We start from the raw sequence: 13,728 nt of genomic DNA, 5'->3' as shown, positions 1-13,728 counted from the left end.
TAAGCTTTTGCTAACGATTAGGCTCAGTAGTATGCCTTGCCAAGAACTGGTCGTAAGGCATGGGTTTATCAAAGTAAAACCCCTGCATGAGCTGAATGTCAGCCTGCTCCATAAAAGGCAAGTAAGACTCTAACTCTACCCCTTCAGCCACCACATCTATCTGCAAGCTCTTTAACATGGCAATCAAGCCATTAAAAAGCGCATTGGCTTTGCTGTCTTGGTGAATACCCTGAATTAAGCTTTTATCCACCTTAACCACTTCAAACTGGAAACTTCGCAAGTAGCTAAGGGATGAAAAACCACTGCCAAAATCATCTAGAGACAGTCTAAATCCATGGTCTCTTAACGTGTTTAGTGCTCTCAGTGCTGATTTTTCATCTCGAATAAAGACCGACTCGGTGAGCTCTAGCTCAATAAATTCAGGGGACACATTATTGTCCATACAGATAGACACTGCCTGATCAGGAAACTCTGGGTCAAGCATCTGATTAGCACTGATATTCACAGACAAAGGAATGGCGTCTCCCTGCTGCGACTCCATTATCGAAATATAGTCACATGCTGCCTCCAGCGCTTGTAGGCCAATTGCGCTATCTAACTTTTGCTCTTCTGCTATGGGAATAAACACCGCTGGAGAAACTACGCCGTGCAAGCCAGAAATCCAGCGACACAACACTTCACCGCCCTTCAATTCGCCGTGTAAATCATATTTACCCTGAATATAGAAATCCAGAAGGTGGTTCTCTACCGTTCTGCGCAAGTCGTTAACCATACTGACCTGCTGCGTCATACTCTCATAAAGGCCTGGCTCATAAATAAATGCCTGCCCTTTGCCAAGCTCTTTTGCGCGATACATTGCGGCGTCGGCACACTGTACCAAGCTCTCTAAGTTGTCACTATGCTCTGGAAATTCAGCTATGCCAATACTGGCTGACAGCCTAAGCTCCGACGTTTTTACGGCAATAACATCCTCTTCAATTTGACTGATGAGCTGCTGCGATTTCTCAGCAACATGTTCAATGTTTTGGTTAGGCAATACAGCAATAAACTCATCACCCCCCCACCGGCCAACTTCGCCTATAGGGCCAAACATACCGGTAAGAAGTGCGCCAATTCGCTGAAGCTCGATATCTCCTCTTTCATGGCCCGCATTGTCGTTAACCGCTTTAAAGCCATCGAGGTCAATAAAGACCAGTATAAAGTGCTGCTTTTGTTGAACTAAGTCAGAAATGGACTCGCGCAGTGAATTACGATTGGAAAGGCCGGTTAACTCATCGTGCAATGCCAGTTGACGTAGTTTGGCTTCGTTGCGTTTTCTATCGCTGATGTCGCGCATTGTGGCAATCAAATAAGATGACGTTTGCTGGTAGGTCTCAAACAAAGCCACCGAGATATCGACAACCTTAATTTCACCGTTTTGCGTCTTCACTTTCGACTCGAAGCGAATTTGTTTATCAAGCGCCAACTGCACTTTATCGACTTTCTCAGCAATGAATATTTGGTTGAAATCCAAACCAATGCATTGCTCTTTGAAAGGCGCAGCAATCAGCTGAATATATGCATCGTTACATTCTGTGATAACAAGCTCAGGTGAGAGTACTAACATGGGCTCACGTGAGCTCGCAAAAGCAGAGGCCATTAAGTGAAACGATTGTTCGGCTTTGCGCTGCTGAGTAATGTCTTTTGTGGTGCCAACAATATGAAGCGCTTCACCCGCTTTTCCGCGCTTCAGCACGCGCCCGCGCAGCCTTACCCACTGAAAATCTCTGTCGAGATTTAAGCGAAAAGAAAATTCTATACGGTCACGATTGCCGTGTAGCGCCATGCTCCAGTGAAACTGCAGGCCGTCTAAATCGTCCTCATGCACCCGCTCTAGAAGCTCAATTAAGGTGCCTGACCAGGTAGATACACTTCCAGAATGTAGTGAAAAAGAACGTATTTCCATTTCATCACTGTGGGCCTCCCAGCTCCAAAACGATTCCTGAGAGGCCCATAATGCTAGCTCTAGATTCTTTTGAATAGTTTGACTTTGCTGTAATGCTTCGTACAGGCTTTGCGTTTTTTCACTAAGTAACTTTTCTGCTTGCTCTCTCGCATTTCGCTCTCGCTTTAAACGCCTTTCAAGCAACGCCGAACGGTCGTTCTCACGAGGCTCTCCATGCGATGTTTCATCTGACATTCCATGCCTCCGTTAAACGAGCGATATACTAAATTCGTAGGTATGAGGCGTATCTAATTGATGAGTTTCCCTTTCGAGCGTGCAGTTATAGTGAACTGCGGCGGCATCCATCAAGCCTTCGGCTAAAGGGTATAGCTCCCTTTCAGAATAATATTGCAAGCGCATAGTGTTATCAGTTCGCGATATCACTTTAAAGCGAGGGAGATCAGCATCAGGATAGAGTTTCTTTACTTGAACGTGGATGTCACCGTCTAAGTGCTCCAACATATCTAGCATATCGTGTGTGTTAGCCAGAACGTCGCCATGCACGGCTCCTAACTTACCGAACAAATAGAAACCAAAATCGTAGAGAAGCTCGTTAGCGGACTTACCCGTTTTCTCCACCAGCACGCCTAACAGGCGTTGCATTTGTTCAAACGGGTAATAACCCACTGCGGTATAAGCGCCGTCGTTTTCTAACCCAGCTTCCATGATGACATCATCGGCGAACTCGGGGGAAACTTTCTCCTCGAGCATATCGATTAACGATGTAAAAACTATGCCTAGCATGTAAATTCCTCATCTAATCCTTTATTGAGTGTAGTTCACCTAAGCATAAGAACAACTTAAACTTTATGACAAATCTTCAGTCGTTTCGCCCTTGCTAGGTAAGACAACTTCAACGGTATCAACTCGCTGCAATCCACGCGGCAATTTGTTCCCTCTTCGACCTCTTTCCCCCTGATAGTGGGTAAGGTCGTCAGCGGTAAGTGTCATGTTGCGTTTACCTGCTCCCACTTTAATAGCCGCACCATCAGGTACAACAGCTAGCACCTTCACGTACTCTTCGCGGGACTGCGCTTTGGCTGAAGGAATGTTGATAAGTTTATTCCCCTTACCTTTACCTAAACTCGGTAAATCGCGTAGAGGGAACATGAGCATACGACCTTCGTTTGAAATACTTAGGCACCAATCGGAGTCAGGGTTAGTCACTGGCATGGGTTTCATTACTTTTGCGGCAGTAGGTAATGATAAGTAGGCTTTACCTGCCTTGTTCTTACTCACCATATCTTTAAACGTGCCTACGAAGCCGTAGCCTGCATCAGAACCCACTAGGAATTTGCTTTCGTCTTGCGCCATAATGACATGTTGGAATGACTCGCCACCCACTATGCTGAAGCGCCCGGTTAGCGGTTCCCCCTGACTTCGTGCAGACGGCAACCCGTGAGCGTCACAAGAGAAAGTACGACCTGAACTATCCATAAACACGGCAGGCTGATTGCTCTTGCCTTCGGCGCTGGATAAATAGGCATCACCAGCTTTGTAGCTTAAACCCTCAGCATCGATATCATGACCTTTTGCACAACGAGCCCAGCCCTTTTCTGACAGTACAACAGTTACAGACTCAGCAGGTACCAGCTCTTTTTCAGACAGCGCTTTAGCTTCACCACGCTCAATAATAGGTGAGCGTCTGTCGTCACCGTATTTTTCAGCGTCTGCTAAGATTTCTCTCTTAATTAGCGTTTTAAGACGGCGATCTGACCCTAAAAGCTGTTGTAGCTTGTCGCGCTCTTCTGCAAGCTCATCTTGCTCGCCCTTAATCTTCATTTCTTCTAACTTGGCTAAGTGGCGAAGCTTCAATTCCAGAATTGCTTCAGCTTGAGTGTCACTTAGACCGAATCGTGCCATTAACTCTGGCTTTGGCTTGTCGTACGTACGAATAATTTCGATAACTTCATCGATATTCAAAAACGCAATTAACAAACCTTCTAAAATATGTAGGCGCGCTAACACTTTATCCAAGCGGTACTGCAAGCGGCGCGTTACGGTATCTTTTCGGTACTGCAGCCATTCAGACAAAATCGTACGCAAGTCTTTCACCTGAGGGCGACCGTCCAGGCCAATCATGTTCAAGTTGACTCGATAGTTTTTCTCTAGGTCGGTCGTCGCGAATAAATGCTGCATTAGTTGTGTTACATCAATGCGATTTGAGCGAGGCGTTATCACCAAACGGGTTGGATTTTCATGATCTGATTCGTCACGAAGATCGCTTACCATAGGTAACTTCTTCGCCTGCATTTGCGCTGCAATTTGCTCTAGAATCTTGGCGCCTGACGCTTGATGAGGTAGAGCGGTAATAACGACATCGCCATTCTCTTCCGTATACACCGCACGCATTTTTATTGAACCACGCCCAGTCTCGTACAGTTTTTGAATATCAGCCTTTGGCGTAATAATTTCGGCTTCGGTGGGATAGTCAGGTCCATTAACGTGCTCTAGCACATCGCTAAGCTCTGCTTTGCTGTTGTCTAACAACATGGCACACGCGTTGGCCAACTCTCTTACGTTGTGAGGGGGAATATCGGTCGCCATACCAACTGCAATCCCTGTCACACCGTTAAGTAGGATATGTGGCAAGCGAGCTGGAAGCACACTTGGTTCGTTCAGCGTACCGTCAAAATTGGGTACCCAATCTACAGTACCTTGACCAAGTTCATTTAGTAGCACCTCAGAGAAACGCGAGAGCTTAGCCTCGGTATAACGCATGGCAGCAAACGATTTCGGATCATCCGGCGCACCCCAGTTTCCTTGCCCATCGACCAAAGGGTAGCGATAAGAGAAAGGCTGAGCCATCAGCACCATTGCTTCATAACACGCGGAGTCGCCGTGAGGGTGAAACTTACCTAGTACATCACCTACGGTTCTTGCCGATTTCTTATATTTAGCGTTTGCACTTAAGCCTAGGTCCGACATCGCATAAATGATGCGTCGCTGAACAGGCTTTAAGCCATCTGAAATATGTGGAAGTGCACGGTCCATGATGACGTACATGGAATAGTTTAGATAAGCGTCTTCGGTGAAACGTCGAAGAGGAAGTTGCTCTACCCCATCGCGATTAATGATGATCTCGTCACTCATGATAGTTTTTTCGTTTTGTTATTAATACCAATGCGCTCGTGCTTGGAAGGCCGTCATTTGTGAGTAACTTAGCGCACCACTTAGTGACAAGCTCGCGAGCGTTAAAGGCTATTGTGGGGTAAACCGCAATTGTGTGCAATCCTTGAAACCAATTGTCACGACTTTTGGGGTGAACTCACTATAAGCGCTGGGGTTTGTTTTGTTATTCTTCAAAGAGAGTGGTTAAATAGCATTAGGTGAAATTTGCCGTTCAATTTTCACCCTTACTAGTAAAACTAAAAAAATAAAGCCCCTAATCAAACGGTAACTAAGTACAGATAATCATGGCTATCTTTCGCGTATTCTTTTTTCTATTTTTTGTTGTAGGTAGTTACCTGCCTTCGAATGCCAACGCGCAGCATATCGAGCAACTCTTCGATGAAGAAAGTACGCTAGATTTATCAGACTCTTTATATTTTTTATTTGAAACCGACTATCAGCTTACCATTAGCGATGTATCACGAAGGCGCAATGACTTTCTTATGCATCCCCATGACAACCCTAACTTCGGGTTCCGTAATAACGGCATGTGGTTACTGACATCGGTCGCCAACGTTTCAAATGAAAAACACTGGGTATTTTCAATAAATTTCAGCCAACTCGACAGTGTTGATTTTTATTTGGTTCAAGACGGAAAAGTTCTTAAGCAAAGCCATCAAGGAAAAGCACAAAAAGAACAGCGCTTTCGCGTTCCTACCTTTCGCGTAGAGCTGCCTGATAGCGATCCTGTCGACCTTTATATACGCATTGAAAGTCGCTCATCTAGTCTTATTGCGCCACTGAGAATACAGGCAGAACCGCTACACAGCAGCTACTTCCAGATGGACAGTTTACTATGGGGCTTCTTCTATGGCGGACTCCTCATTCTTGCTATCTACAATCTAGCGCTGTTTTTTGGTGTGCGAGAAAAGAGCCTGATTGCCTATGTAGGCTATATCCTTGCAGTTATTTTGTGGCAGTTTGTGTGGGGCGGGCATACACACCTGTTATTTAGTCAGGGGATCCCTTCTTGGCTAGTAGGGCATTCCGAGTTGATTTTCGTCATCATTGGTATTAGTTCAGGCTTCTTTACCATGACGTTTTTAGAAACTGAAAAGCATGCCCCCACCGCGCATCCCGTCATTAACTTGTTACTCGTCTGCCAAGCCTTAACTGGGCTGGTGTGTTTTGTCGACCTATTACCCTCAATTTGGAAAAACAACCTGGTATACGGCGTAGGACTTGTGGCGATACTAAGTTATATCTACGCTGGGTTTGAAGCATTTTTCAATAAGTTTAAGCCCGCGCGTTACTTCATATTTGCATGGAGTATGCTCGCCACCGGCGCAATTATAGGTATGTTAAGCCTTATCGGAATTTTACCTTCCAATGACTTCACCACCTATTGTTTTCAAGTGGGAGTTTTCTTAGAAGCTGGCCTCTTTTCATTTGCGTTAATGGAGAAAAGCAGAGGGCAACTAGAAAGTGAAGTTGAGCAGGCAACTAACGATTTACGCAATAATATGGAGCTGATTGAAGAGCAGAATGCGCGTTTAGATATTGCCCGTAAAGACGCGATAAAGGCAAGTAACGTTAAATCTCAATTCCTGGCCAATATGAGCCATGAAATTCGCACGCCGCTTAATGCTATCTTGGGATTTAGCAGAGAGTTAAACAATGCATCGCTGCCCACGGATCAGCAAGAGCAGGTAAGAATTGTTAACACAGCCGCCGACAACCTGCTAACAATCGTAAATGATATTCTCGACTTCTCTAAGATTGAGGCAGGTAAACTGCAAATCAATAATCAGCCTTTTTCGCCCAACAAGCTACTTGAAGAAATGGTCACTATTATGGCTAAGTCTTCTCACAGCAAACGCATTGAATTTGTCTTTGATTTAAATCCGCTCCCCGAAAAGCTCATCGGCGATGTGTTTCGTATTAAGCAGGTGCTTAATAACCTCTTGAGCAACGCACTTAAATTTACTTCCAGCGGTACCATCACATTTTCGGTGAGTGGACGCTCACTTCCTCACGGTATACACGAAGTGAACATCACCGTTGAAGATACAGGTATCGGGATAAGCCGTCAGGACAGAAAGAAGTTATTTAACGCGTTCTCGCAAGTAGACGATGCCCTTAACCGGAATTACCAAGGCACAGGATTAGGTCTTGTTATCAGTCGCGAGCTTGTTCGCTTAATGAATGGCGATCTGACGCTTAAAAGTGTGTTAGGCCAAGGCTCTACGTTTCATGTTTCTCTTCGCATGAACCAGTTAAGTCAAAAATATGCGTTAACCAATAGTGATGACTGGAAAGGTAAAAACGTGGTTATTTTCGACCCGGTACCTGCCACACGCCGTTCAAGTGCAAACATGCTTTCAATACTCGGGGCGAAAGTTACCTCCGTTGAATCACTAGATTACTTAGCGTCGCTTAAAGGTCAGTATGACTTCTTTATGGCTACTGTGCCGGTAAGCAAGATGGGCTTGCGCGACACCTACTTGAGTCGTTTCGTACAATTTCCTGCGCAAAAGCGCATACTTTGGTATTCCGGCCCTGAACCTTTTGCCCAATACCCAAGCCTATCACAACATTTCCATTCGCAAGCGCGTATGCCGATGACGCTTACCAAGTTAGATAGCCTGGTGCATTACCATACAACGCCAGCTAAAAATGCGATGCAAGAGAAAATAGGCACGCTACCAAAAGCTAAAATTCTTGCCGTTGATGACATGGAAATGAATCTTAAACTGCTGCATACGTGGCTCGATCACTCTCCTGTCGAGCTAACCACAACGATCAGTGGACAAGACGCTGTCAATCAATGCCAAACTCAAGAGTTTGACTTAATTCTAATGGACGTGCAGATGCCGGGCATGGACGGACTACAGGCCACCCGAGAAATTCGCAAATCACCGTTGAATATGGGCACCCCAATCGTAGCAGTAACAGCCCACGCATTTAAAGAAGAGCAAGAAAGACTACTTGCCTCTGGCATGGACGATTACTTACCTAAGCCTATTGAGGTTGAGCTACTTATTACGCTTATCAATTCGTGGTGCCACAATGTTGAACCCGGTGAAATCGTCTTTCCCTCTATCGACTGGCAGCTTGCTCTTAAGCGCGCAAATCAAAACCAAGACACAGCAAAAGAAATGTTAGACAGTTTTATTGCGTTACTGCCCGAAACTATCGAGACACTGTCGGCGCTTTGGGACGATCAAGATTACAATGGGCTTAAAACCGAAGTTCACAAACTACACGGTGCATGCTGCTATACGGGCTTGCCTCGCATGCAGCATTTAGCCAATGAAACAGAGATCTCTCTTAAGCTGGGACAGCACAAGCTTGTTGAAGAAAACTTGCCAGCACTTATCGCTGAAGCCAGAAAGGTGCTAAACGAGAGTAAATTGAACGGCTCACAAAGTTGAGCGATTAGAGCCTAATCGCTCAGATAAGCTCAATTGGCGTCGGACGACTGCCTCGCTTGTTGGCACTGCGCGATAAGGCCAGCGAACTCACTTGCATCCCTATCAAGCTCCGAACTTGCGATGAAAATATCAAAGCCAAGGCGCTTTCGAAGCTCCACCATACGATGTGCCAGCATAGCTTTTATGCCTTTGATAATGGTGCCATCTTCCATTACGTATTGTTTGTCATCAAACATCGACTGTTCGTAACAACTTCCTGTGGCGCAGCTCTCATCTGTGTTTTGCATTAGCAACGGTCGCTGCTCCATCAGTAAGTGTGTAGCAAGCCTTGGTGAAATCGTATTGAGAAAATCCGTATAGCTTTTTATTTTAAAACCAATGGTTTCAAGTGGAATGTGGTCCAGACCATGCCTAACCCTGGGGCAATCGGCGCGCTGTAAGTTGTCCCAGTGAATACGCCAGCTGCCTAAGCGATGACGATAGGTAATATAGTCTTTGGCTATCTCCAAACTATAGTCCGGCTCACGAATTTTGAAGTACCCTACCAGCAAGCACACCAAGGCAGCACTGGTAAGAAAAATCCCTGCCAGAAACAGCCAGTCAGGTAGGAATGCTAACCAGAGCGCGGCAATACACAAACCGATACAGCCCAGAACTAAGCTGGTAATGCCATTACTTTTCGAGGCAGCTCGAATATAGATTGGTTCGACACTAGTACCAGACATAAAAATACACCACTAACATGATTACAGCCCAAACAATATAAAGTCTCATGCGTTTACACTTCACGCAGTCGGTTTGCCACCAACGTAAAAGAGGGTTTGATTTTCGCATACGCCAAGTAAGCCAAATTTATACGTGGGTTAAAAAGGGATAGTTTAACCGTAAAATTATGCCAATGTGTGATTTCTATAACGATATCGTTGAAATGCCGCCACTATGGTCGGCGTAAAGACTAGTGATAAGATCACCGAAAACCCTACCCCCCCAGCCAGTACCACGGCCAACGGCGGCCAAAAGCTACCTTCACTGAACAATAACAATGGAATCAATCCACCTACCGTTGTGAAAGTTGTCGATAAAATATGGCGGCTACAGCTCATGGTTTCTTCAACAATGGCTTTTGTGTCTCCCTGCTTTGCTTTGGGGTTCGCGTTGATAGCGGCAATAACCACTATCGAGCCGTTGATTGCGACGCCAATAAGGCCAGCACAACCTAGCAGCGGATTAAACCCAACCGGCAATCCAGATATCCAAAGACTGAACATACCCAGCCCTACAGAAAGTATTGCCACTAATCCGATTACACCCGCCATGCGCAAGCTGGTAAAAGTCAGAATGAGCGTGGTTACCATAAGAACCAACAAGACCGGTGCATAGGTCGCTAACTTTCCTAGTGCTTGCTGCTGCTCATCAGCGTCACCCGCTAAATGAATGCGATACCCTTCGGGAAGAATTAATCGACTTTCGAGCAGGTCTCGCAAATGATTACTTGCATCAATGGCCGGGACACCAGGAAGCAAAAACGCCTGAATACGGTTGAGTCTTTCGCCATCGAGACGCGTGATACTGCTGGTTGCAGGCTGAAGCGTTAAGTTTGTTACAGCAGCAAGTGGCGACCAAGAAATAGCATTGTCTCCTGCAACCGGAATAGGCATGGCGTCTACGCCCGTTACATTTTGTCTATACGCCTCGTCTAACCTTACACGTACAGGAATTTCTTCTGTGCTTTCCAAAACAGAACCACCGGTAATACCCGAAAAGTTTATCTGCATTTGATTGGCAAGCTCAGAAAGCGTAAGCCCCAAGTAAGACAGATTATCGCTGTCCGCGTTTATTTTAAGCTCGGGCTCTCCCATTGAAACGCTGGTTATAGACTGAGAAATGCCGTCGACTTCAGACATTAACATGCGTACTTTGTCGCCTAGGTCGTTCAACACATTCAGATCAGGGCCGAAAATCTCTACCTCAACAGGCGCCGCAATAGGTGGCCCCTGCCCAAAGGCTCGCACTACAATTTGTACCTCTGGATACGCGCTATCAAGCTCTTGTTGTAGCTTGCCCACTAGCGCAACGGCGTCATCCACTGTATCTGTCGACACCACAGCATTTGCAAAGTAAGGCATGTTGTCACGGGTCATCGTCTGGTTATAGTACACCGATGGGGCAGAGCCCCCGACTAACCAGCTTACTTGTTTCACGCCTTGCTCGCTGCGTATGGCGCTATCGACTTTTTTAACGTAGTTTGTGGTGTTGTCGATGCTACTGCCTTCTTTGGTCCACAGGTACACTTCGAACTGATCTCTGTCTGCACTTGGGAAAAACACATTGGCTAAGCTTTTAGACAGCACAAAGCCAGATAAACAAAGCAAAGCAATAATCGGTAACACCAAAATCGGCTGCTTTATCCATCTACCCAATTGTTTTTTGAAAGCCAGACTAAGCTCTGGCGCTTGAAATCCCACTTTCCACCACGCCTTCGATGCTGTTTCATGTTGCGAACTGTTGTCGTGCTTTGGCAAAAATCGGGCAGCGAGGGCTGCAATGATAGTTAAAGAGATAAACAGCGAGCCAATAAGCGCCATCACCACGCTAATGGCAATCGGGCCAACAAAGTCACCAATGTTGCCGTCTAAAAGAAAAATCGGCATAAAGCCTAAAATGGTCGTAAGCGTTGAAGCCAAAAGCGGCACAAATAGATGAGAGACGCTTTTCGCCATAGCGCCTACTCGCGTTAAATTAGGATCTTGTAAATTAATGCGAATTTCATCGGTAATAACAATGGCGTTATCGATTAGTAAACCAATGGCGATGATCATGCCAAAGATAGACATTTGGTGAATTTGCTCGTCGTAAAAACTTAAAGAGAACAAGGCAAAAGCGGCGCATAAGGGAAGTGCCAGGCCCACAATCCACGCAGCACGAAACCCCATGAAAAGTAGAATAACCATCATGACCACTGCGCACCCCATGAGCAGGTTCATCGATAAGTCAGCAAGGCGAGTAGCGGTATATTCGTTTTGCTCAAATGCAACAGTCGCGGTTAAGGTTCCGCTGAAGTCTTTGTTAAACTGCTCTACTACCGCTAATGCATTTTCTGTCCATACATCTGAGCGTAGCGAGGGCTGCATACGCGCTGCCACAAAGATAGACTCTTCACCGTTTAAAAATGCCACGTCCTTTCGAGGTGTTGTGAAACTTCTCTCTACCGTCGCAACGTCTTCCACCCGTAAGTAGCGACCTTGCTCGTTAACTAAGGGAATTGAAGCAATCATGTTCACGCCATCTAAGCCATCCCCCACTGTAAAGCGCAAATTGCTTTGCTGAGAGTTAAGCATGCCTGCTGGCAATTTGGGGTCGGCGCGGCTTATTAAATTGCTTACTTGCTGTAAGGTAAGACCCGTTGCAGCAAGCTTAATAGGGTCGATGTTGACGCTAATTTCTTCCTGCGGTGCGCCGTATACACGCACAAGCTCAGTGCCGTTAACGTTTCGCAGCCTGTCTGTAAGTTCTTGGGCCAAACGCGCGGTGAGTGTAATAGGGGTATTTTCAAAGTGGTCCGCACGCACAGATAACAATAAAGTGAACGCGGTCGCGCCGCGCTTTTCATCGAAAACTGGCGCCATCGCACCTTCAGGGAATGACTCAGCGGCAGCGCCAATGGCGTCGCGAATTTCGCTAAATAGCTGTTCGTTAGTGGAATTATTTATCCAGTCTTGCGTTTCTATGAGAATGATGGAGATACCTGCACGCGAAGTGGACTTCACTTCCTTTATTTCAAATATTTCTCTAAGCCTGTCTTCAAGCACATCACTAACCAAAGCCTCTACCCGTTCCGCCGACGCACCGGGGTATTGAGTGATGACGAGTGCGTTTCGCGTATCTATTCGCGGGTCCTCAATACGCGGCAGAGAGCCTAATGCTGATAAACCAGCGGTTATCAGCACCAGTAGGCTCAGTATAAGTAAGTGCCCTCGTCGGTAAAATAAGGTATACCACGGATAAGATTTATCTGAGCCGAAGTTAAATGACTTCATTAGCGTGCCCCAGCTTGGTGTTGACTAGGGATGGATACCATTTGGCCAGGTGCGAGTTTGTGTGTACCTTCGCTTACATAAATCTCTCCATCTTTGAGCGCTCCGCGCACAAACGCGTTGTTTCCGTCGGTGTATACAACTTCCACTACGCGGGCTTCAAGAGTGGCGTTTTGCTCGTTTGATAAAACAAATACGCGCCACAAACCACGCAAGCCATTACTTAGCGCGTTAACCGGCAGCCAACTTCCTGTCTCAGAATGAGAACGAGAACCGGACAGAATGGCCATGTCACCGGGGCGCACGCTCTCATTACTATTTAATGTCACTAAAATATCAATGGTTCGCGTTTGCACGTTGCGAACAGGCAAGCGCTGCGTGACCGTACCCGCCACTTCTATATCGCCAACCTTTACCTGTACTGACTCATTAACGCCAAACTGCTCAACAACATCTGCAGGAACCGCGAAGCGCGCCTGATATTTTTCGATACTTGTAACACCAAACACAGGAGTTCCTGCACTAACCACACTGCCTTCATCAATAAAGCGTCGATTGACTACGCCGTCAAACGGAGAAATAAGCGTGGCTTTGTTTATCTCTACATTAAGCGATTCAAGGGCGGCCTGCATTTCATTAACTTGGGCCTTAGCGACATTTAAACTTGCCTTTACTTCGTCTAGTCGCTGTGCTGATTCTAGCTTTTTCTCAACCAACGACGTTGTTCTTTCGCTATTTACTCTAGCAAGCTCAAGGTCGGCGTTCGCGCGCTCTAGCGAGGCTTGAAGCTCACGTTTTCTGGCGTTCAGACGCTGAACATCTTGACGAGCTAGAACATCCCCTTTATTTACTACATCACCTTCTTCAACAAGTAAGGTATTGACTTGCCCTGCCATATCGAATGAAAGCGAGGCAGCCTTTGGGGATTCGACAAGCCCAAAAACGTTGATTGGAGTTTCAAAGCCCGATTGAATTTTGACTGTTCCAGTGGACACTGCAACAGGAACTCTTGCCTCTGGCGTTTGCGTTGCGTTGCCAAGCCCCGCAGTCATCAATAGAACCACTAACGCTACAGTAAAAACGGCAATAGAGACGAATAGCGTGAATTTGCCACTTTCAGAAGACGTGTGTGCAGCAGTCATAACATTTCCTTTAACCAGTTAAG

Annotated in this window: 7 protein-coding genes; 1 reads left to right on the top strand and 6 read right to left on the bottom strand. The window is 46.2% G+C overall.

What is annotated here, in order from left to right:
• Window positions 1–10 precede the first annotated feature (10 nt).
• The 3 genes from BGK61_RS16450 to parC all read right to left on the bottom strand — a co-directional run bounded on the left by BGK61_RS16450 (window position 11) and on the right by parC (window position 5,077).
• The gene (locus BGK61_RS16450) at window positions 11–2,179 is read right to left on the bottom strand and encodes a putative bifunctional diguanylate cyclase/phosphodiesterase (RefSeq protein ID WP_076011438.1); all 2,169 of its coding nucleotides are present in this window, start codon (window positions 2,177–2,179) and stop codon (window positions 11–13) included.
• 12 nt (window positions 2,180–2,191) lie between these two features.
• Window positions 2,192–2,728, bottom strand: a complete 537-nt coding sequence (locus BGK61_RS16445; RefSeq protein WP_014997097.1) for a heme NO-binding domain-containing protein — start codon at window positions 2,726–2,728, stop codon at window positions 2,192–2,194.
• A 63-nt stretch (window positions 2,729–2,791) separates the two neighbouring features.
• Window positions 2,792–5,077 carry a DNA topoisomerase IV subunit A gene (gene parC, locus BGK61_RS16440; RefSeq protein WP_076011439.1) on the bottom strand — a complete coding sequence of 762 codons (2,286 nt, stop codon included), beginning with the start codon at window positions 5,075–5,077 and terminating at the stop codon, window positions 2,792–2,794.
• 323 nt (window positions 5,078–5,400) lie between these two features.
• Here parC and BGK61_RS16435 point away from each other — a divergent pair, with 323 nt between their 5' ends.
• Window positions 5,401–8,529: a hybrid sensor histidine kinase/response regulator gene (locus BGK61_RS16435; RefSeq protein ID WP_076011440.1), complete on the top strand. Its 3,129-nt coding sequence runs from the start codon at window positions 5,401–5,403 to the stop codon at window positions 8,527–8,529.
• A gap of 29 nt (window positions 8,530–8,558) precedes the next feature.
• On the opposite strand, the gene BGK61_RS16430 is transcribed toward BGK61_RS16435, so the two are convergent.
• The 3 genes from BGK61_RS16430 to BGK61_RS16420 all read right to left on the bottom strand — a co-directional run bounded on the left by BGK61_RS16430 (window position 8,559) and on the right by BGK61_RS16420 (window position 13,705).
• A complete protein-coding gene (locus tag BGK61_RS16430; protein ID WP_014997094.1) occupies window positions 8,559–9,254 on the bottom strand; it encodes a DUF2982 domain-containing protein in 696 nt (231 codons plus the stop codon).
• Between the two features lie 165 nt (window positions 9,255–9,419).
• A complete protein-coding gene (locus tag BGK61_RS16425) occupies window positions 9,420–12,566 on the bottom strand; it encodes an efflux RND transporter permease subunit (RefSeq protein ID WP_076011441.1) in 3,147 nt (1,048 codons plus the stop codon).
• Window positions 12,566–13,705 carry an efflux RND transporter periplasmic adaptor subunit gene (locus BGK61_RS16420; protein ID WP_076011442.1) on the bottom strand — a complete coding sequence of 380 codons (1,140 nt, stop codon included), beginning with the start codon at window positions 13,703–13,705 and terminating at the stop codon, window positions 12,566–12,568. The genes BGK61_RS16425 and BGK61_RS16420 overlap by 1 nt, the downstream gene beginning before the upstream one ends.
• Between the last annotated feature and the right edge of the window lie 23 nt (window positions 13,706–13,728).

It is taken from the genome of Alteromonas abrolhosensis, assembly GCF_001953635.1.
GTDB classification, from domain to species: Bacteria; Pseudomonadota; Gammaproteobacteria; order Enterobacterales; family Alteromonadaceae; genus Alteromonas; species Alteromonas abrolhosensis.
Note: the sequence above shows the minus strand (reverse complement) of the source record. Positions and strands in the feature narration are given on the sequence as shown.